General features: G+C 70.8%; 15 protein-coding genes and 2 tRNA genes. 9 read left to right on the forward strand and 8 right to left on the reverse strand.

Features of this window, described 5'->3' with window-relative positions:
* Positions 1–4 precede the first annotated feature (4 nt).
* On the reverse strand, positions 5–1,186 hold the full coding sequence (locus ACSNOA_RS25490) for an FAD-dependent oxidoreductase (RefSeq protein ID WP_436662061.1): 1,182 nt from the start codon (positions 1,184–1,186) through the stop codon (positions 5–7).
* A gap of 58 nt (positions 1,187–1,244) precedes the next feature.
* Here ACSNOA_RS25490 and ACSNOA_RS25495 point away from each other — a divergent pair, with 58 nt between their 5' ends.
* From ACSNOA_RS25495 to ACSNOA_RS25520, 6 genes are all read left to right on the forward strand, one after another.
* Positions 1,245–1,868 (forward strand): TetR/AcrR family transcriptional regulator, encoded by a 624-nt coding sequence (locus ACSNOA_RS25495; protein WP_436662062.1) that lies wholly within the window; start codon positions 1,245–1,247, stop codon positions 1,866–1,868.
* A 69-nt stretch (positions 1,869–1,937) separates the two neighbouring features.
* Positions 1,938–2,474: a GNAT family N-acetyltransferase gene (locus tag ACSNOA_RS25500; protein WP_436662063.1), complete on the forward strand. Its 537-nt coding sequence runs from the start codon at positions 1,938–1,940 to the stop codon at positions 2,472–2,474.
* Positions 2,475–2,478: 4 nt separating this feature from the next.
* Positions 2,479–2,697: a hypothetical protein gene (locus ACSNOA_RS25505; protein ID WP_436662065.1), complete on the forward strand. Its 219-nt coding sequence runs from the start codon at positions 2,479–2,481 to the stop codon at positions 2,695–2,697.
* A 70-nt stretch (positions 2,698–2,767) separates the two neighbouring features.
* Complete coding sequence (locus ACSNOA_RS25510) at positions 2,768–3,811, forward strand: serine/threonine protein phosphatase (RefSeq protein ID WP_436662066.1); 1,044 nt, start codon at positions 2,768–2,770, stop codon at positions 3,809–3,811.
* Between the two features lie 283 nt (positions 3,812–4,094).
* Positions 4,095–4,592 (forward strand): GNAT family N-acetyltransferase, encoded by a 498-nt coding sequence (locus tag ACSNOA_RS25515; protein ID WP_436662068.1) that lies wholly within the window; start codon positions 4,095–4,097, stop codon positions 4,590–4,592.
* Between the two features lie 525 nt (positions 4,593–5,117).
* Entirely contained in the window at positions 5,118–5,804 is a 687-nt protein-coding gene (locus ACSNOA_RS25520) for a Type 1 glutamine amidotransferase-like domain-containing protein (protein ID WP_436662070.1), read from the forward strand.
* Positions 5,805–6,168: 364 nt separating this feature from the next.
* Here the strand turns inward: ACSNOA_RS25520 and ACSNOA_RS25525 are convergent.
* The 4 genes from ACSNOA_RS25525 to ACSNOA_RS25540 all read right to left on the reverse strand — a co-directional run bounded on the left by ACSNOA_RS25525 (position 6,169) and on the right by ACSNOA_RS25540 (position 10,144).
* Positions 6,169–6,245, reverse strand: a tRNA-Ile gene (locus ACSNOA_RS25525).
* A gap of 275 nt (positions 6,246–6,520) precedes the next feature.
* Positions 6,521–7,771, reverse strand: a complete 1,251-nt coding sequence (locus ACSNOA_RS25530; protein WP_436662071.1) for an NAD(P)/FAD-dependent oxidoreductase — start codon at positions 7,769–7,771, stop codon at positions 6,521–6,523.
* Positions 7,761–9,881: an MMPL family transporter gene (locus ACSNOA_RS25535; protein WP_436662073.1), complete on the reverse strand. Its 2,121-nt coding sequence runs from the start codon at positions 9,879–9,881 to the stop codon at positions 7,761–7,763. Before ACSNOA_RS25535 ends, ACSNOA_RS25530 begins: the two co-directional genes overlap by 11 nt.
* Positions 9,882–10,068: 187 nt before the next feature.
* Positions 10,069–10,144, reverse strand: a tRNA-Asn gene (locus tag ACSNOA_RS25540).
* A 281-nt stretch (positions 10,145–10,425) separates the two neighbouring features.
* On the opposite strand from ACSNOA_RS25540, the gene ACSNOA_RS25545 reads away from it, so the two are divergent.
* The 3 genes from ACSNOA_RS25545 (at position 10,426) to ACSNOA_RS25555 (ending at position 15,618) form a co-directional block, all read left to right on the forward strand.
* Positions 10,426–10,818 (forward strand): hypothetical protein, encoded by a 393-nt coding sequence (locus ACSNOA_RS25545; protein WP_436662074.1) that lies wholly within the window; start codon positions 10,426–10,428, stop codon positions 10,816–10,818.
* Positions 10,819–11,087: 269 nt separating this feature from the next.
* On the forward strand, positions 11,088–14,438 hold the full coding sequence (locus ACSNOA_RS25550; protein ID WP_436662076.1) for a ThuA domain-containing protein: 3,351 nt from the start codon (positions 11,088–11,090) through the stop codon (positions 14,436–14,438).
* Positions 14,439–14,547: 109 nt separating this feature from the next.
* Positions 14,548–15,618 carry a sugar phosphate isomerase/epimerase family protein gene (locus ACSNOA_RS25555; RefSeq protein WP_436662078.1) on the forward strand — a complete coding sequence of 357 codons (1,071 nt, stop codon included), beginning with the start codon at positions 14,548–14,550 and terminating at the stop codon, positions 15,616–15,618.
* Between the two features lie 61 nt (positions 15,619–15,679).
* On the opposite strand, the gene ACSNOA_RS25560 is transcribed toward ACSNOA_RS25555, so the two are convergent.
* The 3 genes from ACSNOA_RS25560 to ACSNOA_RS25570 form a co-directional block, all read right to left on the reverse strand.
* A complete protein-coding gene (locus ACSNOA_RS25560; protein ID WP_436662080.1) occupies positions 15,680–16,690 on the reverse strand; it encodes a sugar phosphate isomerase/epimerase family protein in 1,011 nt (336 codons plus the stop codon).
* Between the two features lie 353 nt (positions 16,691–17,043).
* Positions 17,044–19,167 carry a ThuA domain-containing protein gene (locus ACSNOA_RS25565; RefSeq protein ID WP_436662082.1) on the reverse strand — a complete coding sequence of 708 codons (2,124 nt, stop codon included), beginning with the start codon at positions 19,165–19,167 and terminating at the stop codon, positions 17,044–17,046.
* 76 nt (positions 19,168–19,243) lie between these two features.
* The gene (locus ACSNOA_RS25570) at positions 19,244–22,123 is read right to left on the reverse strand and encodes a carbohydrate-binding protein (protein WP_436662083.1); all 2,880 of its coding nucleotides are present in this window, start codon (positions 22,121–22,123) and stop codon (positions 19,244–19,246) included.
* Positions 22,124–22,247 lie beyond the last annotated feature (124 nt).

Genomic DNA, 22,247 nt, shown 5'->3' on the forward strand with positions numbered 1-22,247 from the left:
GGGATCAGGCGGCGGTGGGGATGACGGGCGGGTTCCAGTCGGCATGGCCGGCCATCGACCGCAGCGCGATCCGCGGCGGCGTCAACCGCATCGCCGTGTTTCGCAGGCCGACCGCGACCGGGTTGCTCAGCTGCTGCCCGAACCGTCCGATCTGCAGCGCGGCTCGGGCGACCCGCTGGGACCGGGGTCGCCGCTGGGCGTCGTAGGCGGTCAGCGCCGCGACCACGTCGCCCGCCGGATCGCAGACCGAGGCGAGGACGACGGCGTCCTCGATGGCCTGGTTCGCGCCCTGGCCGAGGAACGGGGTCATGGCGTGCGCGGCGTCCCCGAGCAGCACGACGGCGCCCGCACGGTACGACGGCAGCGGTGTGCCGAGGTGGTAGATGTCGGTGCGGATGACCGCCGCGGCCTCGGTCGCGTCCAGCAGAGCCGGGATGGGGTGGTGCCAGGCGTCGAAGAGGGTCCGCACCATCCGCATCTCGTCGCCGCCGGGTGAGTGCCGCCCGGCGTCGGCGTTCACGGCGGCGTACCAGTACACCCGGCCGTCGACGAGCGGCACGACGCCGAACTCCGATCCCCGGCCCCAGCTGATCGCCGTCGCCAGGTCGCCGCGCCACGGCAGGTCGGTGACGCCACGCCAGGCGGTCGAGCCGCTGTAGACGGGTGGCGGGAGATCCGGCCACAGGCGGCCGCGTACGCGGCTGTTGATGCCGTCGGCCGCCACGACCAGATCGGGCTCGGCCGAGGTCTCCCGGCCGTCGTGCCGGTAGGTCACGCGCGGCGGCGGGCCGGGCACGACGTCGACGACCTCGGCGCCCGTGAGAAGGCAATCCGCCGGAAGCGCCTCGCACAAGATCTCGTGCAGTGTGGCCCGATGAATGCCCACGGCCGTCGTGCCCAGCATCCGGGTCATCGCCGCGCCGTCGACACGGGAGATCCACCGGCCGGTCGGCGTGCGGACGCCACCCGGCGCGTCGGCCAGACCCGCACCGCGCACGGAGGCTCCCACGCCCAGAGCGTCGAGCCCGCGTAGCCCGTTGGCCATCAACGTCAGGCCGGCGCCGACCGGGCCGAGGTGCGGCGTCCGCTCCAGCACGGTCACCTCCCACCCGCGCCTGCGCAGGCCGATCGCGGCGCACAGGCCGGCGATTCCCGCCCCGACGACCACGGCGCTCGCGTGACCCATAGAATTCCTCCTTCTACAGCCGTAGAAGCCACTCTACAGTTGTAGAAGAAGGAGGACAATGAGCCGGTTCGAAGTGATCACGGACGCGGGCATCACGCTCGTCGCCGAGCTCGGCATGCGGGGCCTCACCCACCGCGCGGTGGACGCCCGCGCCGGCCTGCCCCTGGGGACGACCTCGGCGTACTTCCGCACCCGGAAGGCGCTCGTCGAGGCGCTCGTACGGCGCCTCGCCGACCTCGACCGCGCCGAGCTCGAGCAGAACCGTCTCCCCGCCGACGAGACGTCGGCCGTCCCGCTCGGCCAGCGACTCACGGCGGCGGACCTCGACCACCTTGCCGAAAGCGTCGCGGCCGTCCTCGACGAGTGGCTCACCACCGGCCGGACACGCACCCTCGCCCGCTACGCCTGCCTGCTCGAGGCGACGCACCACCCCGAGCTGCGGACCATCCTCGACTACGGCAGAACCCATCGCGTACACGCCCGGGCACTGCTCGCGGCGGCCGGCGCTCCCCGTCCCGAGCAGGCCGGCGACCACTTCGTCGCCTGCGTCGACGGGCTCCTCTTCGACCGCCTCGTCGGTGCGGGCGCCCTCACCGCGCCGCCACCGGGTACGGCCGAGAGCCGAGCCGACCTGACGACCGCCATCCGGGCGATCCTGGGAGCCCTGACGTCCGCCAGGTAGGCCGGGCGGCGTCCCTGTGCTCGCGCACCTGCCGAGGGTCCGGACCGGACCGGCCCTGAGAATGGTCGCGTGACCACTCTGCAGACCGACCGGTTGCTCCTCCGCGGCTGGCGCGACGACGACCTCGACGCCCTCGCGGCCCTCAACGCCGATCCGGAGGTGATGCGCTACATCCTCGACGGCTCGGTGCGCGATCGCCGGCAGAGCGCCGAAGGCCTGCAGAAGATGACGCGCGACTGGGAGGAGCGCGGATTCGGCCTCTTCGCGGTCGAGGTGCGCGAGACCGGCGCGCTCATCGGCTGGGCCGGGCTCGCGGTGCCCGAGTTCCTGCCCGAGGTGCTGCCGGCCGTGGAGATCGGCTGGCGGCTGAACCGCGCATCCTGGGGGCACGGCTACGCCACCGAGGCGGCCAGCGCCGCCCTTCGGTTCGGCTTCGTCGACCGGGGCATGGACCGCATCGTCAGCATCCGCCACGTCGACAACACCAGGTCGGCCCGGGTGATGGAGAAGCTGGGACTGTCGTACGAGTTCCGCACAGTCGTACCGGGACACGACCAGCCCGTGGCCGTCCACGCCACCACCCGTGACCGGTACGGGCGATGCTGATGCGATGCCCAAAATCGAGCGAGCCGTCTTCCTCCTCGTGGCGCTCGTCTTGGCCGTCTGTGGCGTGGCGCTCGTCGGATACGCCTGGAGCGCGTGGGATCCGTTGCCGCCCGGTGGGCCGGCGCTCGGCGACAGCGACCGGATCTACGAGGTCTTCTTCGGCCTGATCGGCGGCATATGGATCGCTGCGCGAGTCGCCCGTCGGATGCTTCTGCCCAGGTGACCGACCCTCGTTGTGGCCTCGGGCGGCCATGACGCGGACGGTTAGGGTTGCCGGCGTGGTGTCTCCGCCCATGCGTGTCGCGAACCGCCGACTTGTTCTTGCTGAGTTGTCGTCGCTGGATGAGGGCGGTCTGGCGGAGTTGATCAGCACGGCCACTCCACTCACCACCGGGATCGGCGGCACCACCGCACGTCTGGAAGTTCGCGGCGTCCCTGTCTTCGTGAAGTGCCTGCCTTTGACTGACCGGGAGCGCCTCCCAGAGCATCGAATGTCCACCGCGAACGTCTTCGACCTTCCCGCGTTTTACCACTATGGCGTGGGCTCCACGGGATTCGGGGCCTGGCGGGAGTGGGCTTCCCACCGGCTCGCGAACGCGTGGGTCATCGGCGGCAGGTGCGAGAGCTTTCCACTGATGTACCACTGCCGGGAACTCCCGGTGGCGCCGGCTCCGCGTGTCCCACCAGACGACATCGACACGGCTGTTCGGTACTGGGCGGGTTCACCGGCTGTCGCCAGGCGTCTACACGAACTCGCGGCGTCCACCGCGAGTCTGGTGCTCTTCCTCGAATTCGTGCCGCAGACGTGGAGCGACTGGCTCGTCGAACGGTTCCGACAGGGAGGTTTCGCCGCAGAGTCTGCCGTCGAGATGGCGGCGACGGCCTGGCAAGAGGGCATCGACGAAATGCGGTTGCAGGGGATGGTTCATTTCGATGCGCATCCCCGCAACATCCTGACCGACGGTCGACGTCTGTACTTCTCCGATTTTGGACTGGCCCTACATTCCCGCTTCGCCCTGTCCGAGTCAGAGCGGGAATTCCTCGACAGACATAGGTCCTTCGACCGGTACGACGTGGTGAAGTACCTGGTCAACTCACTCGTGCACGCGCTATGTCCGGCCGAGGACCGCGACACCGTCATCCGCGCCGCCGCAGTCGGCGACCTTCCGGACGGGTGGTTTCCACGTTCGGCCGCGCGGTTCCTGCGAACTCATGCCGCCGTCGCCGATCTGATGAACGGCTTCTACGCGGCAATCGTTGACGGTCCTAAGACGACCCCGTACCCCGCCGCCGCCCTCGCTGAAGCATGGCGTCGAGGAGGAGGCGTCACCAGCTGAGGCGCGAAGCGCCCGGCGGCGTCGGCTACCTGCTCATTCCGACCCGGCTGGGAAAAGGCGCCGGAGCTGCGCCCGTCACCGCGTCCGCAATCGCGTTTCCACAGCTCACGCGCTGTTTGATGGGATGGGTGGGGATTCTCCGCGACCATCCGCACCGCCCGCTCACGCAACTCCTGCGGATTCGGCTTCGTCGTGCCGTCTCGATCCAACCCGCGCGGCGACGTATCTACGAGAACCGGGGCGGTCAAGGCTCACCCCGCGATCGGTTGTAGCCTCGGCACCTGTGAGTTGGCTGCCTGAGGACTTCGTCCACCCCGTCCACGTGCCCGTGCCCAACACCGCGCTTCACCTGCGGCCGATCCGGGAGGCGGACACCGCGATCGACTACCCCGCCGTGATGGGCTCCCGAGAGCGCTTGTGGGAGATCTTCGGCCCGGCCTGGGGCTGGCCGCGGGAGACGATGACCTATGAGGAGGACCGCATCGACCTGCTGCGGCACGAGAGGGAGATAGCCGCGCACCAGTCGTTCAACTACGCGCTGCTGGACGAGGAGGAGACGGGGATCTTCGGCTGCGTCTACATCGACCCGCCCGAGCGCACCGGCGCCGACGGAGAGATCTCCTGGTGGGTGGTGGACGACCTCGTGGGCGGCGAGGTGGAGCGCGCGTTGGACGCGTTGGTGCCGCAGTGGATCGCCGCCGACTGGCCCTTCCAGCAGCCCCGTTATCTGGGCCGCGACATCTCCTGGCAGGACTGGCTCGCGCTACCGCGCGCCTCGTGACCGGTGGGTACGCGAACCTGTCCGAGGACGACCTGGACCAGGTGGCGGACCGCCTCGACCGGGCGGCGGGGCGTGCCGCTGCGGACTCGGTGCCGGGCTGATGGCGGTGATCCCGATCTTGGCGCCGTCCGTCCGGGTCGCCGCCCACCCGGTTGAACGGGGTTTCTGTGTGGTGGGCCGGGCGGGACTCGAACCCGCGACACGGGAGTCCCGCCGGATCGCTGCGAACAGGTCGACCTTCGACATCGGCGGCTCCCGTCCAGATCACCCGATGCTCCCACCATGCGAGGCGGGTCCGGAACTCACGAACATCGAAGCCATCCAATCGAGCTGGACCCGAACGGCGACAAAATGCCGGTGAGGCGCATGGCATCGGGCCTGTGTCGTCGTACGGGCGGAGGCAGTTGACGGTTGGACGGCCGCCAGCGGATGATCCAGCGTGTCTCGTTCGGCTTAGCGAGCAGGACGCTGGCCCTAATGGACCACCTAATCGCCGTCATGTGATGGCTTCAGGAGAGCGATTTCATGAAGTTCCTTCTCACGTCGTCGGGCATCTGTAACTCGAGCATCTCCGACGCGCTCGTCGACCTGCTGGGCAAGCCGATCGCCGAGTCCACGGCCCTGTTCATCCCCACCGGTGTCTATCCCTTCCCCGGCGGAGGTGAGAGGGCGTGGAAGGCGATTCACGGCCAGGCCACGATCCCGCTGTGCCAGCTGGGTTGGAAATCTCTGGGGATGTTGGAACTCACAGCGCTGCCGACCATTCGAGAAGAAAACTGGGTCCCGGCGGTCCGGGAGGCCGATGCCCTCCTCGTCTGGGGCGGTGATGTGCTGTACCTGACCTACTGGCTGCGCCAGTCAGGCCTGGCTGACCTCCTGCCATCGCTGAGTGACACGGTTTATGTGGGGGTCAGCGCCGGGAGCATCGCGGTCACCCCGTACAACTGCGACGCCGAGTTCGACCTTGGATTCGTCCCTGACGGCAGCGACATGGCGCAGGGCGCCGACCGGGCGCTGGGGCTGGTGGATTTCACGCTGTATCCCCACCTCAATCATCCGGACATGGAGGACGCCGAGCTGTCCAACATCCAGAAGTGGGCGTCCGGAATCCCAGTCCCGACTTACGCTATCGACGACAACACCGCCATCAAGGTGGTCGATGGCACCGTTGACGTCATCTCCGAAGGCGACTGGAGACTGATCAACCCCTGACCGAGACGTTCAATCAGCCGAGCCAGCCCTACACGGAGCGGGTCCACCACTCACGAACACCGCAATCGGCCGAAGAGACGTGGCCCCGATAGACCCGACAAGTGGGACCCGAACTGGTCCACAGAACCACGTCCACCTCGGCTGCGAGCTGGTTCATGCGGGCGAGGAACGCCGGCTGCTCGGCGCCGGGAGGGACATGCGTCGTGCGGGAACCCGTACGGCTTCCATTCGTCGAGTATGTGGACCAGGTGGCGGACCGCTTGGACCGGGCGGTAGGCGTGCTGCCTGCGGACCGAGGGCGTCGGGCCGGATCTCGACGCGGTGCGTCCGGGTCGCCGGCAGCATGCCTGACCAGGAAAACGGCTGGTGGGGCGGGCGGGACTCGAACCCGCGACCGAGGGATTATGAGTCCCCTGCTCTAACCGGCTGAGCTACCGCCCCGGCACCGCGCCGGATCTTATCCCGGGCGGTCGATCACCGGCCAGCACGAACCGGCATCGTCGCTCATCGGCGTCCTCGGGCGCGGCAGCACGATGGGCAACGCGAGGATAACAGCGCGCAGCGAAGCGGGCGGCCCGCCCCACCGGCCCCGCCCACACCCCGCCACACCCCGAGAGATCCGGCCACGCCCCGCCGGACCCGGCCACCCGCCGGCACGACTGCCCCATATCTGGGGCAGCTCGACAGGACACGACGACAGGGCACGACGACGCTGGTCAGGTCCCCGGCCCGGCGGCCCGCAGCGCGGTCAGCACGGCGCCCGCGGTGCGCCAGCCGCTGGCCAGCGCCCCCTGGATGGACGGGCTGTCCCGATGGTCGCCGGCCACGAAGAGCCCGTCACCGAGCGCCACCGGCTTGCGCAACCGCCCCTGCGGTGGCGGCGCCGCCGGCAACGCCTCGGGCACGCGCACCGTGGTCAGGTGGGTCCAGTCCGACGTGGAGCGCCCGTAGAGACGGGCCAGCTCGGCGCGTACGGTCGGCTCCGGCGGCGGCGTCGGGCCCACCACCGACGTGGCCACCAGGTGCCGGCCGGCCGGCGCGTAGGTGGGCGCCGCGCGGGTCACCACGAGCGTGTTGGCGATCAGCTCGCGCCGGTCACCGTCGAGGAGCAGGATCGGCTCGTCCAGTGGCGCCTGCTCGGTGCTGTGGTAGTAGGTCGTGTAGTTGTGCATGCGTACGGCCGCCAGGGTCGGCAGCAGCCTGGCCGCCGCCGGCGGATCGACGGCGACCACGACGGCGCGGCAGCGGATGTCACCGGCCTGCGTGCGGACCCGGCGGGGCGCGACGTCGGCGACCGGGGTGTTCAGCTCGATGAGGTCGGCCGGCAGCGGTTCGGCGACCGCCCGGGGCAGCGCCGCCATCCCCTCGGCGGGCAGCCCGTTGCGGCCACGCGCGAACGACCGCAGCACCATGGCGAAGACGCGGCTGGAGGTCTCCAGCTCCCGGTCGATGAAGACGCCGGAGAGGAACGGACGGATCAGCTCCTCGACGATCGCCCCGGAGAGGCCGGCGCGGCGCAGCGCGACCTCGGTGGTCGTCTCCGGCGCGGTGAGCAGCCGCCCGGGCGGCAGGGCGGCGCATCCGGCGGCCAGTCCGGCGAACCGGAGCCGGTCCAGCAGCGTGCCCACGCCGGCGAGGGCGCTGGCGGGCCCCCCGGCCGGCTCGCGCAGCGGGTTGACCAGCCGGATGAGCCGGTCGCCCTTGCGGACCAGCACGCCGGCCGTGAAGTACCCGAGGCGGAGCCGGTCCACGTCGAGCAGGGTGTCGAGCCGCGGGTAGGCGGTGTTGAGCACCTGGAAGCCGCGGTCCAGCAGGTAGCCGTCGACCGCGTCGGTGGCGACCCGGCCGCCGAGCCGGTCGCGGGCCTCCAGCAGCCGCCACGGCACGCCGGCGCGGTGCAGCCGGCGCGCGGCGGCGAGCCCGGCCAGGCCGCCGCCGACCACGACCACGTCCGTTTCAGCGAGCATCCCGTGCCCCCTCCACATGGTTCGTCCGGGCCAGCCGGCCCGGCCACCAGACCGTCGGACCGATGTCGTACGCGAGCGCCGGCACCAGCAGCGAGCGGACGACGATGGTGTCGATGAGGACGCCGACCGCGACCGCCGTGCCCAACTCCACGAGGAACACGAGCGGAAGCACGGCGAGCGCCGAGAACGTCGCGGCGAGCACGATGCCCGCGGAGGTGATCACACCGCCGGTCACGGCGAGGCCGGCCAGCACGCCGGCCCGGGTGCCCCGCCGCACCGACTCCTCCCGGACCCGGCTCATGAGGAAGATGTTGTAGTCGATGCCGAGGGCCACCAGGAAGACGAAGGCGAACAGCGGGAAGGCCGCGTCCACGCCCGGGAAGTCGAAGACGTGCCGGAACAGCAGCCCGCACAGCCCGAGGGTGGCCGCGAAGGAGAGCAGCACGGTCACGATCAGCAGGAGCGGGGCGAGCAGCGCCCGCAGCAGCAGCGCCAGGATGACGGCGATGACCCCGAGGACGACGGGAATGATCACGTTCTGGTCGCGTTCGGCGGCCGTCGCGGTGTCCACGTTGATCGCCGTGAAGCCTCCGACCACGGCGTCCGCGCCCGGCACCCGGTGCACCGCGGCCCGCAGGTCGCGGACCGTCCGCTCGGCGCCGGCGCTGTCCGGCGGGTCGGCGAGCGTCACCTCCAGCTCGACCTTGCCGTCGACCACCAAGGGGGGTCCGGCCGGTCCGGCGCCGCCGTCCCCCTGCCGGCTCAGCGGGCGTACGGCGGCGACGCCGCGGACGCCCTGGGCCACCTCGCTGACCTGCCGTACGGCCGGCTGGTTGACGACGACGGTGGCCGGGCTGCCGGTGCCCGCCGGATAGTGCCGGGCGATCACCTCCTGGCCGGCCACCGAGTCGGTGCGCTTGGTGAACACGTCCGACTGGCCGAGCGTGGTGGTGTTGAGCTGGGTGAGGCCGAGCGCGAGGGCGCCCAGCAGGACGGCGCTGGCCACCCAGACCGGTCGTGCGCGGCGGGCCACGAAGCCGGCGACCCGCCCCCAGATGCCGTGCTCGACGGTCGGCTCGGCCCGGTCGTAGCGGGGCCGGCGTGGCCAGAACGCCCACCGGCCGCCGAGCACGAGCAGCGCGGGCAGGAAGGTGAGCATGACGAGCAGGGTGGCGGCGATGCCGACGGCGGCCACCGGGCCGAGCGCCCGGTTGGAGTTGAGGCTGGACAGCAGCAGGCAGAGCAGGCTGAGGATGACCGTGCCGCCGGAGGCCACGATCGCCGGAGCGGCGCCCCGCCACGCGGTCCGCATGGCGCCCCAGGCTGTCTCGTGCCGGTGCAGTTCCTCGCGGTAGCGGGCGACCATCAGCAGCGCGTAGTCGGTGCCGGCGCCGAAGACCAGCACGGTGAGGATGCCCTGGGCCTGACCGTTGAGCGTCACGAGGTCCGCGTCGGCGAGCAGGTAGACGAAGAGGGCCGCCAGGGCGTACGACATCCCGGCGGCGAGCAGCGGGAAGACCCACAGCACCGGGCTGCGGTAGACGACCAGCAGGATCACCAGCACGACGGCGAGGGTGACCAGCAGCAGCGATCCCTCGATGCCGGCGAAGACCTCGATGAGGTCGGCGAGCAGGCCCGCCGGCCCGGCGACGTCCACGGTGAGGCCGCCGCCGCCCTCGCCGGCGATGTCACGCATCTGCTCGACCACGGTGCCGATCCGCTCGCCCTCGGCGTCGTCGATGGGCACCACGACCTGGAGCGCCTGCCCGTCCGCGCTGGGGATCGGCGGCGGCAGCGGGCCGGCCACGCCGGGCAGTTCCGCGAACCGGGCGGCGTCGGCGGTCACCTTCTGCCGGTCGGCCTCGGTGAGGCCGGAGCGGCGCTCGTAGACGACGAGGGCGGGGGTGGTCCGTCGGTCGACGAACCGCTCGGACAGATCCTGCGCCCGGGTCGCCTCCGCGTCGGCGGGGAGGAACGCCGCGTTGTCGTTCGTGGCCACGTCGCCGAGCCGCCCCGAGAACGGCCCGGCGACCGCGCCGACGACCAGCCACGCGAGCACCACGACCACCGCGATCAGCGTGGCCCGGCTGCGGCCCACCGATCCGGACATCCGCCCCCACCCGTGACTCGACGCGCCGGCGGGCGAAGCCCTACCCGACCCGCCTCATCCTCCCCGCCGAAAGGCCAGTCCGGGGCAAAACCCCCATACCACCCCGGACGGGGAGGCGGCGACGGCCTGTGCAGGTGGCGGACAGCAAGAACGCCCGCGGCCTGGGGCCGGCGGGCGTTTCGTGAAGTGGCTCCCCCGATTGGACTCGAACCAATAACCTGCCGGTTAACAGCCGGCTGCTCTGCCAATTGAGCTACAGGGGACTGCACCGCACGCTCGGCGGATCTCTCCGACGTCGTGCGACGGGGACAAGAGTACAGGACTCCGGGGGGTGTTGGTCCAGGGGGTTGTCGTCCCGACCGGGTCGGGGGGCGGCCGTCGGACGGGCTCGGCAATTCGGACAAATCGTCATCACGGCACAAGCAGGTATGACCGCGGAGCAGGATGGGTAGTTAGCTGCGGACGACAGGACGCAGGCGCGAGTTGGTCGCTCCGGCGGGACACCCGACGGGGCGACGGCGCGTCAGGTACGGAAGGAGCCGCCATGCGCGGAAAGATCATGTTTCTTGGCGGGCTGGCTGCGGGATTCGTCCTGGGCGCCCGTGCCGGCCGGGAGAAGTACGAGGAGCTGGTGATCCGGGGCCGCAAGGTGCTCGACCACCCCACCGTCCAGGAGGCGGCGGGTGTCGCGCAGGCTCAGGCGTCCCGGCTCTACAGCGAGGGCAAGGACAAGCTCGGCCAGACCAAGCTGGGCGAGAAGTTGACCGGCAACGGCAACAGGGAGCTGACTGCCGCCGACGACGCGTTCGCCGGCACGCCGGCCACCGTCGGCGCGAAGTCCGGCGGGGGCACGGCGAGCAGCGGGGCGACGACGTCGACCAGCACCAGCAGCACCGCCCGCACCAAGCCGTCCGGCTCGGGCAGCAGCACCCTCTGATCAGCGCGTACGGGCCCGGCCGCCACCTCGGCGGCCGGGCCCGTGGCGTGTCCGGGGCATATCGGGGCCCCACCCCTGGAGACTTTCTCCGGTTTGGAACGAAAGTTCGGCCGTATAGACGAAAACTTTTGGCGTTCGCCTCTTCTCTTCAGTGGCGCTCGCAAATATCGTCCTGCGTAGAACCTGGCCAGGCTCTTGGTACTCCCCCGCGACCTCCTCAGCGGCGCACCGGCCGCTGAGGCGGACCCGCCCGACCAGAGCGAGGTTCGATGCGCAGACACACCGGCCGCAGAGCGGCCACCTATCTCAGCCTGCTCACGCTGTTCGGCGCGACCCTCGTCGCGACCGACGTGCAGCAGGCCCCACCGGCGCGGGCCGCGCAGGCACCCACCGCGTCGGCACCGGCACCACAGAGCGAGGGCATTCAGTACAAGATCCTCGTGTTCACCCGGTCGGCCGGCGGCGACCACGCCGCCACCGCCGCCGGTGTCGAGGCGATCCGTCAGCTCGGCAACGATCGGCGGTTCACCGTCGAGGTCACCGACGACGCGCGGAAGTTCGACGAACCGCACCTCAAGCAGTTCCGCGCCGTGGTGTTCCTGAACACCTCCGGCGACGTCCTGGACGACACGCAGCAGGCCGCCTTCGAGCGGTACTACCGCGACGGCGGCGGCTTCGTGGGCGTGCACTCCGCGATCGAGGCGGAGCCCGGCTGGGGCTTCCTCGACAACGTCCTCGGCACGCGCGCCGTCGGCGCCCCCGCCCCGGCCAGCGCCGCCCGGGTGACGGTGGCCGACCGGGTGCACCCCGCCTCCGCGCCGCTGCCCGAGCGGTGGAACACGACCGACCGGTGGTACAACTTCGCGGCCAACGTACGGGGCGTCTCGCACGTCCTGGCCACGGTCGACGAGAAGACGTACAGCGGCGGGACCATGGGCTTCGACCACCCGATCACCTGGTGCAAGGACTACCAGGGCGGCCGGTCGTTCTACACCGGGCTCGGCGCCACCCCGGAGAGCTACGGCGGCGCCGATCTGCGGGCCCACCTCGCCGGGGCGATCCAGTGGGCCGCCGGCGCCACGAACGGCGACTGCGGCGCGACCGTGCTCGCCAACTACCAGATGACGGTCATCGGCGCGCAGCCCAACGTGAACGAGCCGATCGGCTTCGACGTGCTCCCCGACGGCCGGGTGATCCAGACCGACCGCCGTGGGGGCGTACGCCTGCACGACCCGGACACCAACGAGACCACGCTGCTGGCGCAGATCCCGGTCTACACCCACAGCGAGGACGGGATGTACGGCCCGGCTGTCGACCGGGACTTCGCCACCAACCGGTGGGTCTACCTCTACTACGCGCCGCCGCTGAACACGCCGACGGGCGGCGCGCCGACCACGAGCACCGACCCGGCGGCCTGGGACGTGTGGAAGGGCTACTTCCAGCTCTCCCGGTTCAAGTTCGTCGACGGTGCGAACCCGACGCTGGACGTGGCCTCGGAGCAGAAGATCCTCCAGGTGCCGGTGGACCGGGGCGCCTGCTGCCACGTGGCCGGGGACATCGCCTTCGACTCGCACAACAACCTCTGGCTGGTCACCGGTGACGACACCCCGGCCGGCGGCGGCGGCTCCGGCGGCTTCTCCCCGCACAACGACTCGGTGAGCGCCAGCGGCGTCTACCAGGCGCCGTTCGTCGACGCCCGACGCAGCTCGGCCAACACCAACGACCTGCGCGGCAAGGTCCTCCGCATCAGCGTCCAGCCGGACGGCAGCTACACCACGCCGGCGGGCAACCTGTTCCCCGAGGCACAGGACCCGGGCGACAAGACCCGGCCGGAGATCTACGCCATGGGCTTCCGGAACCCGTTCCGGCTCACCCTCGACAAGAACGACGTCGCCTACGTCACCGACTACTCGCCCGACTCCTCGACGCCGGCCGTCGGCCGGGGACCGGCGGGCACCGGGCGGATGATGGTGGTCGACAAGCCGGCCAACTACGGCTGGCCGATGTGCGTGCAGCCGAACCTGCCGTACATCGAGATGAACTGGACCACCAACCCCATCTCGCCGGTCGCGCCCTTCGACTGCGCGGCCCCGAGGAACACCTCCCGGCACAACACCGGCCTGACCGACCTGCCGCCGGTGGAGAAGTCGGAGCTCTGGTACTCGTTCCAGGCACCGACCCCGTGCCCGGAGTCCTACCTGTCCACCCCGACGCAGACCTGCCCCGCGCTCTTCCCCGAGCTGGGCACCGGTGGCGTCGGGCCGCACGGCGCGGCGCGCTACGACTACGACCCGGAGCTGAGGTCGGAGACGAAGTTCCCCGCGTACTTCGACGGCTCGATCTTCTTCGGCGAGTTCACGCGGGACACGCTCAAGGAGATCCGGCTGGACGGCCAGGGCGACATCCTGAAGATCAACGACGTGCTGAACTGCGGCCAGGGTCCCACCACCCCGGCCAAGCCGTTCCTCTGCGACAACCCCATGGACATGAAGTGGGGCCCGGACGGCAACTTCTACCTGCTGACGTACGGGGACGGGTTCTTCAACGTCAACCCGGACGCGGCGATGCTGAAGTTCAGTTATGTGAAGGGCCTGCGGGCGCCGACCGCCGTCGTGGCGGCCGACCGCACCAACGGCACCGCGCCGCTCACCGTGGCCTTCAGCAGCGAGGGCTCGAAGGACCCGGACCCGGGGGACTCCATCACGTTCGCCTGGGACTTCGACGGCAACGGCACCACCGACTCCGTCGACCCGAACCCGACCCACACCTACACGACGAACGGCGTCTACACCGCCCGGCTGACGGTGACCGACTCCAGCGGCAAGACGGCGTCGGCCAACACCACCATCACGGTCGGCAACACCGCGCCGACGGTCACCGTCGACACCCCGCTGGAGGGCGGCTTCTTCAGCTGGGGTGACTCCATCCCGTGGTCGGTGACCGTCACCGACCCGGAGGACGGGCCGGTGGACTGCGCCACGGTCGAGGTGACCTTCGTCCTCGGCCACGACAGCCACGGCCACGGCGAGGCCAACCAGTTCGGGTGCTCGGGCGTGCTGCCCACGGACCCGGACGACGCCTCGCACGGCGGCTACATCTACGGCGTGGTGAGCGCGTCCTACACCGACCGGGGCGCCAACGGTCAGCCGGCGCTGACCACGGTGGCCCAGCAGGTGATCCAGGACAAGCGGCAGGAGGTCGAGTTCGCCGCCGACCAGTCCGGCACCACGGTCGGCGCGAGCACCGACACCGGTGGCGGGCAGCAGCGCGGCAGCCTCGACCCGGGTGACTGGATCGCCGTGAACGGCACCGTGAACCTGCACGCCATGCACTCGGTCACCCTGCGCACCTCGGGTGGCAGCGCGGCCACCGCCGGCCAGCCCCGGTTCGGCGTCGAGCTGCGGCTGGACTCGCCCACCGGCCCGCTGCTGGCCACCGCCGTGGTCAACGCGACCAGCGGCAACAACGCCTACGCCAACACCACCGTGCCGATAACCGACCCGGGCGGCACGCACCGGCTGTATCTCCGCTTCACCACCGTCCCCGGCGGCCCGACCAGCGGTTTCGGCAACCTGAACTGGGTCGAGTTCGCCGGTCAGGGCATCGGCGTCACCCCGTGACGCCCTGGCCGCGGGGCCGCCGCCAGCGGCCCCGCGGCCACCGCCCACGCCACGCCTCATCCGCACCCTTCTCCGCACCGGAAACCACCACCGAGAAAGGCAGCAGCAGATGAACGACAGTCAGCACGGAATGAGCCGGCGCCGGATGCTCGGCGCCCTCGCCGGCGTCGCCGGCGCGGCCGCCGTCGGCACGGCCGGTCTGGGCTCCCCGGCCTTCGCCGGCAACGGCCTGCTCATCCCGACCGGCAAGCGCGGCATCATCCTCTACAGCGTCCGGGACCGGATCAGCGCCGCCCCGGACACCACCGGTGTGCCGTACGGCTTCGAGCGGGTGCTCGCGCGGCTCGCCGAAATCGGCTACAAGGAGGTGGAGTTCGCCGGCTACACCCAGCACACCTCGATCCTCGGCCGGCAGATCACGCCGCAGGAGATCCGCAAGATCCTCGACGACAACGGGCTGCGCGCCAACGGCTCGCACGCCTCGGTGCCGGGCAGCGTCACCCCGGACACCATCGCCCAGTTCGAGCAGACCCTCGACACCGCCGAGATCCTCGGTATGACGCACATCGGCACCGGCAGCGACCCGACCGGCAGCAACTACAAGGCCGACTGGGACGCCGCCGTCGACCGGTGGAACACCTTCGGCGAGATGGCCGCCGCCCGCGGGCTCAAGCTGTACACGCACAACCACGACGCGGCGTACAACTTCCTGCTCGACAGCGGGCCCCTGGACGCCCAGGGCCGGCCGACCCGGTCCTCCGGCGTCCGCAAGCTGGAGTACTTCATCGCGCGCACCAACCCGGAGTGGGTCTGGTTCGAGATGGACATCTACTGGGCGCACGTGGCCCAGTACCGGTTCCGCAGCTACGCCGACCCGGACGGGGTGACGCAGACGAGCGTCTTCGACCCGCTGGCCGTGGTGGCCGCACAGACCAAGCGGTTCCCGCTGTTCCACGCCAAGGACGGCGCGTTCAACCCGGCCAACAGCGCCGGGTACGACATGGTGCCGCTCGGCCAGGGCGACATCGACTACGGGACCTTCTTCGCCAACATGGGCGCCAAGGGCTACCACAACCCCATGTGGGAGCAGGACAACGCGCCGGGCGGCGCCACCGACCCGGGCCGCTCGCTGCGGTACGCGGAGATCAGCTACCAGCACATGTCGGGTCTGCGGGGCTGACCGACCCGGCACGTACGACAGGGGCCGCACCCGTTCACCGGATGCGGCCCCTGGTCGTGGGTCAGTCCTTGCTGCTGCTGAAGGCGGCGTCGAAGGCAGCGGACGGCGCGTCGAAGGCGAGCCGCCGGACGAACTGGAGCGCCTCGGGAGCGCCGACGAGCCGGTCCATGCCGGCGTCCTCCCACTCGATCGAGATCGGCCCGTCGTAGCCGATCGCGTTCAACGCCCGGAAGCAGTCCTCCCAGGGCACGTCGCCGTGCCCCGTGGAGACGAAGTCCCAGCCGCGGCGCATGTCCGCCCAGGGCAGGTGCGAGGCGAGCCGCCCGCGCCGCCCGTCGCCGGTGCGCACCTTGGCGTCCTTGCAGTCGACGTGGTAGATCCGGTCGGCGAAGTCGAAGATGAAGTTCACCGGGTCCAGCTCCTGCCAGACGAAGTGCGACGGGTCCCAGTTCAGCCCGAACGCGGGCCGGTGGCCGATCGCCTCGAGGGTGCGCTTCGTCGTCCAGTAGTCGTACGCGATCTCGCTCGGGTGCACCTCGTGGGCGAAGCGGACGCCGACCTCGTCGAAGACGTCGAGGATCGGGTTCCACCGGTCGGCGAAGTCCTGGTAGCCGCGCTCAATCATGGCGGGCGGTACCGGCGGGAACATCGCGAGGGTGTGCCAGATCGACGAGCCCGTGAAGCCCACGACGGTCTTTACGCCGAGCTTCGCGGCCGCCCGGGCGGTGTCCTTGATCTCCTCGGCGGCCCGCTGGCGTACGCCCTCCGGTTCGCCGTCGCCCCAGATCCGCGCCGGCAGGATGTCCTGGTGGCGCTCGTCGATCGGGTGGTCGCACACGGCCTGGCCGACCAGGTGGTTGGAGATCGTGTAGACCTTCAGGTTGTGCTTGGCGAGCGTCTCGCGCTTGCGGTCGACGTACGAGTCGTCGGCCAGCGCCTTGTCGACCTCGAAGTGGTCGCCCCAGCAGGCGATCTCCAGACCGTCGTAGCCCCACTCGGAGGCGAGCCGGCACACTTCGTCGAACGGAAGGTCGGCCCACTGGCCGGTGAAGAGCGTGATGGGTCGCGCCATTGTCCTTCTCTCCCCTGTGGTGATGGGGATTCCGTACGGGCGGACCGGGGCGAGGGTGACCGGTCGAACCGGTGTGTGGCGGGCCGTGGCCGGACGCCGGCGGGTGCGGCACGCACCTGGGCCCGCCGGGTTGCGCCTCCCGCCGGGTCCCGCCGGCGACCGGAAACAGTCGCCGCCCCAACTCTAGGTGCCACACGAGGCCGAGCGAAACCCCCGAGCACCACGCGCCCCCACACCCCCGTTCCCCGCGATCTTGCACTTTCGGCCCTCGTTCTGCGGCCTTCACCCGGAATGCCGGGGCGCCAAGTGCAAGATCGCGGGGATCGGTGAGGGGCGGGGGCGGGTCGGGCGGGTTAGGGCAGGGTCCACTTCTGGTTGGCCGCGTTGGCGATGCAGGTCCACAGGTGCACCACCGTGCCATCGGCCGAGTTGTTGCCCGAGACGTCCAGACACTTGCCCGACTGCGGATTACGCAACGTCCCATCCGCCTGCGCCGACCAGTTCTGCGCACCCGTCCCGTTGCACGTCCACAACTGGATCTTCGTACCGTCCGCCGAACCACCACCGGACACGTCCAGACACTTACCCAACGCCCGCACCGTCGAGTTCGACGTCACCGACCACGTCTGCGCCGCGCTCCCGTTGCAGGTGTAGATCTGGATCTGCGTACCGTCGGCGGTCGCGCTGTTACGGACGTCGAGGCACTTGCCCGCGAGACCGCGGATCGGCCCGGTGCCGGGGGTTCCGCCGCCGCCCCCTCCCTTCACGAGGGTGAAGTCGTCCACGTCGAAGAGGCCGCCGCCCGACCCGGTGAAGGTCAGGTAGAGGTTCTGCGCGCCGGACGGTACGCCGGAGAGGGTTGTGGTGACGTCGGCGAAGGTGTTCCAGCCGCCGGTGTTCGGGACCGCCACCGAGCCGAGCACGGGGCCCGTTGGCGAGCCGGTGCGGACCTGGATGGTGCCGCCCGGGCCGCCGGAGACGATCCGCGCCCGGAATGACGTCACCCCGGTCAGGTCGACGCCGTTGTACGCGGCCCAGTCGCCCGGCTCCACGTAGCCGAGGGTCTGGCCGCCGTTGGCGCCGGCCTTGCCGACCGCGCTGACGCCGCTGGCGGAGCTGAACGCCTCCGCCTGGACGGTGGTGTTGCCGCCGGGCGGCGGCGTGCCGCCGAGTTCCTTGATCCGCACGTTACGGAACGAGACGTCGTCGCCGGTGCCGTGGTTCTGGATGCCGATGTGTCCGGCGAGCGACCGGACCGGGTCGGTGTTCGTGAAGTCGTTGATCTTCACCCCGTTGAGGAAGACCTGCAGCCGCTCACCCTCGACGAGCAGCTCGTAGGTGTTCCACTCCCCCGCCGGGTTCAGCGCCGCGTCCCGCGCCGCGATGTCGGCCGACTTGAAGGTGTAGACCGCGCCGGTGGTCCGGTCGACGGCGTCGGTCGGGTCGATCTGGATCTCGTACCCGTTGTTGACGGCCGACCACGGGTCGCTCGACGGCGGGAAGCCGATGAAGACGCCCGAGTTGTCGTCGCCCGCGAGGCGCCAGTCCAGCTTCAGCGAGTAGTTGGTGAACTGCTTGGCGCTGTACCAGAACAGGCCCATGCCGCCGACCGAGGTGAGGGTGGCGTCGGCGTTGGTGAAGCTGCCCGGCCCGGCCTGGGACCAGCCGGTGGTCGAGCCGTTGTAGAGGGTCGTGTAGCCGGTCTCCGGCCGGCAGTCGGCCTTGGCGCGGCCGGCCGCGTACCGGATGCCGCCGAGCAGGTGGGCGCGGAACGCCGGCTCGGCGTACGACGCCTGGGTGTGGCCGCCGCCGGTGTAGAACGACCGGCCGCCGTTGTAGGTCTTGCACCAGGAGTGCGGGTGGTCGCCGCCCATCGAGCCGCCGGAGTACGACGACTCGTCGAGGGTGGCCAGCACCCGTGCGGTGCTGCGGGCGTTGGTCCGGTAGTTGTACCACTCGTCGGTGCGGGTCCAGGTCTGCGGCAGGTGCGCGGTCGCCGCGTGGGCCCGGTTCTCCACCTTCACGTTGGCCTGCTGGATCGCCGGATGGGAGGCGAACCACGCGCCGACCAGGTTGCCGTAGAACGGCCAGTCGTACTCGGTGTCGGCGGCGGCGTGCACACCGACGTACCCGCCGCCGGAGCCGATGTAGGACTCGAAGGCGGTCTGTTGGCTGGCGTTGAGCACGTCGCCCGTGGTGTTGAGGAAGACCACGGCCTCGTACTGCGCGAGGTTGCCGGTGGTGAACGCCGCCGCGTCCTCGGTGGCGGTGACCGTGAAGTTGTTCGCGGCGCCGAGATCCCGGATGGTCTGGGTGCCCACCGCGATCGAGTCGTGCCGGAAGCCCGCGGTCTTGGAGAAGACCAGGACGTCGTACGGGGCGTCGGCGGCGCTGGCCGGGGTGGCCGGGGTGGTGCAGGCGAGGACGGCGAGGGCGGCGGTGGCCAGGCCGAGGAAGGGTCGCAGGAGTCTGCGCATGTCGCTCTCCTAACGTGGGTCGGGAGGGGCCACCGATGTCGACGGTACGCCGTGACCGGCGGCCCCTCCGCTCAACTCAGGGCAGGGTCCACTTCTGGTTGGCCGCGTTGGCGATGCAGGTCCACAGGTGCACCACCGTGCCATCGGCCGAGTTGTTGCCCGAGACGTCCAGACACTTGCCCGACTGCGGATTACGCAACGTCCCATCCGCCTGCGCCGACCAGTTCTGCGCACCCGTCCCGTTGCACGTCCACAACTGGATCTTCGTACCGTCCGCCGAACCACCACCGGACACGTCCAGACACTTACCCAACGCCCGCACCGTCGAGTTCGACGTCACCGACCACGTCTGCGCCGCACTCCCGTTACAGGTGTAGATCTGGATCTGCGTACCGTCGGCCGTGGCCGCGTTCCGCACGTCCAGGCACTTGCCGGCCAGGCCGCGGATCGGCCCGGTGCCGGGGGTCCCGCCACCGGTGCCGGTGTTCAGGGTGAACGTGTCCACGTCGTAGAGCGCCCCGGTGCCCGAACCCGCGAAGGTCAGGTAGAGCGTCGTGGTGCCGGCCGGCGGATTGCTGACCGTGCCGGTCACGGTGGCGAAGGTGTCCCAGCTGCCGGTCACCGGCACGGTGGCCGAGCCGATCACGGTGCCCGTGGCCGAGCCGGTCCGCAGCTGGAGGGTGCCGCCGGCCCCGGCCGACGAGACCCGCGCCGTGAAGGAGGTGACGTTGCCGACCTGGTACGGCTGGAAGGCGATCCAGTCGCCGTTGTTGATGTCACCGACGGTCTTGCCGCCCTCGGCGGCCGCTTTGTCGAAGGTGTTGATGCCCGACGAGGTCTTGAAGTGCTCGGCCTGCCGGTGCCGCGGCTGGAGGGTGTGCTGGGTGTGGGTGGTGAGCCCGCCCGCGTCGGTGTACTCGGCGTCGAAGATGGCGAAGATGTTCGCCGCGTAGTCGTGCTCACCGTCGACGGGGATGGTGATGGTGCCGGAGCAGCCGTTCTGCGAGGTGATCTGGTGCCCGTGCTGGTCGTGCCCGAGCACGTAGGTCATCTTGACCTTGGCGCAGTCGATCGCCCCGTCCTCGGGGTCGGTGACGGTGATGCTGAACGGCACGGCGTCCCCGAAGGAGAAGAGCTTGCCGTTGCCCGGGCTGGTGATGGTCACGGTGGGCGCCGTGTTGCCGACGTTGATCAGGACGCTCGCGCTGCCGGTCGCGCCCTGCGGGTCGCGCACGGTCAGCGTCGCCGTGTACGTCCCGTTGGTGGTGTACGTCTTCGTCGGGTTGGCCGCCGTGGAGGTGGTGCCGTCGCCGAAGGCCCACGCGTACGTCAGCGCGCCGCCCTCCGGGTCGGACGAGCCGGCCGAGGAGAAGGTCACGGTGAGCGGAGCGGCGCCGGAGGTCCGGTTGGCGCTGGCCACCGCGTTGGGGGCCCGGTTGCCGCCGCCGATGTAGTCGAACCGGTAGAGCGCGGAGTTCGCGTCACCGTTGAAGTAGCCGGTGCCGTAGTCGAGCACGTAGTACGCGCCGTCCGGGCCGAAGGCCGAGTCCATGACCTGCTTGCCGGTCCACGGGAACGTGTCGATGGTGCCCCGGGAGCCGTCGGCGTTGACGTGGATCGGCTTGATCCAGCCGCGGCCGAACTCGGTGGCGAAGAACTGCCCGTCGAAGGACTGTGGGAACTTCGTGGTCGAGGGGTTGGCCGCGTTGTAGCGGTAGACCGGGCCGCCCATCGGCGACTCGGAGCCGCCGCCGAACTCGGGCGGGGTGCCGGCGTCACCGCCGTACCGAATCCAGGCCGGCTGCGCGGGCGGCAGGGTGCTGCGCCCGGTGTTGCGGAACGAGTTGTTGGTGGGGCCGCCCGCGCAGTTGAACTTCGGGCCGCTCGCGTTGGTGGCGAAGTCCCACTCGTTGTAGGTCTCGGTGCTGGTGTTCGTGCCCGTGCAGTACGGCCAGCCGAAGTTGCCGGGCCCGGTGACGCGGTTGAACTCGACCTGACCGGCCGGCCCCCGGTTGGCGCTGGTGGAGCCCGCGTCCGGCCCGTAGTCGCCGACGTAGACGACGCCGGTGGCCTTGTCGACGCTGATCCGGAACGGGTTGCGGAAGCCCATCGCGTAGATCTCCGGGCGCGCCCCGGCCGTGCCGGCGGGGAAGAGGTTCCCGGCCGGGATCGAGTACGTCCCGTTGGCGTTCACCTTGATCCGCAGGATCTTGCCCCGCAGGTCGTTGGTGTTGCCGGCGCTGCGCTGCGCGTCGTAGCCGGGGTTGCGGTTGGTCCGCTCGTCGATCGGGGCGTACCCGGCCGAGTCGAACGGGTTGGTGTCGTCGCCCGTGGACAGGTAGAGGTTCCCGGCGGCGTCGAAGTCGATGTCGCCGCCGACGTGGCAGCAGAGGCCGCGGTCGGCCGGCACGTCGAGCACGTCGACGCGGCTCGCCTGGTTGAGTGTGAAGTCGGCGTTGAGGGTGAACCGGGACAGCCGGTTGACGCCCTGCCAGGCGGAGAAGTCGCTGCCGGTGGCCGGCGCGTCGCCGGCGGGGGTGGACAGCGGCGGCGCGTAGTAGAGGAAGATCTGCCGGTTGCTGGCGAAGTTCGGGTCCACCCCGACGCCCTGCAGACCCTCCTCGTCGTGGGTGTAGACCGGGATGGTCCCGATCACCGTGGTGGTGCCGGCCGCGTCGGTGCGGCGCAACGTGCCGTTCCGCGCGGTGTGCAGCACCGATCGGTCCGGCAGCACGGCCAGCGACATCGGCTCGCCCATCTCGGCGACGCCACGGGCCAGCTCGACCTGCTGGAAGTCGGTGGCGTTGATCGGGTGGGCCTGGGCCGGCGTCGGGCCGCCGAGCGCGGCGGGACCGGCGCCGAGGGCGACCGTGCCGGCCGCGGCGACCAGCAGCAGCGCCGAGCCGGCGGGGAACCATCGTCGGGGTCTGTGGTGGGGTCTGTCCGAGATGGACATCTGGGCTGTCCCTTCCTGACGGGCGACGGCCAGGGTGGGGCGCGCGCCGACGCGCCGGATGCCGTGGCGGGGATACGCGGGGGGCCACCCGGGGTGCCGACCCGGACGGCCGTGAGCACTCCGA

Origin of the sequence: Micromonospora sp. URMC 103, from assembly GCF_051386435.1 — a bacterium.
GTDB lineage: Bacteria > Actinomycetota > Actinomycetes > Mycobacteriales > Micromonosporaceae > Micromonospora.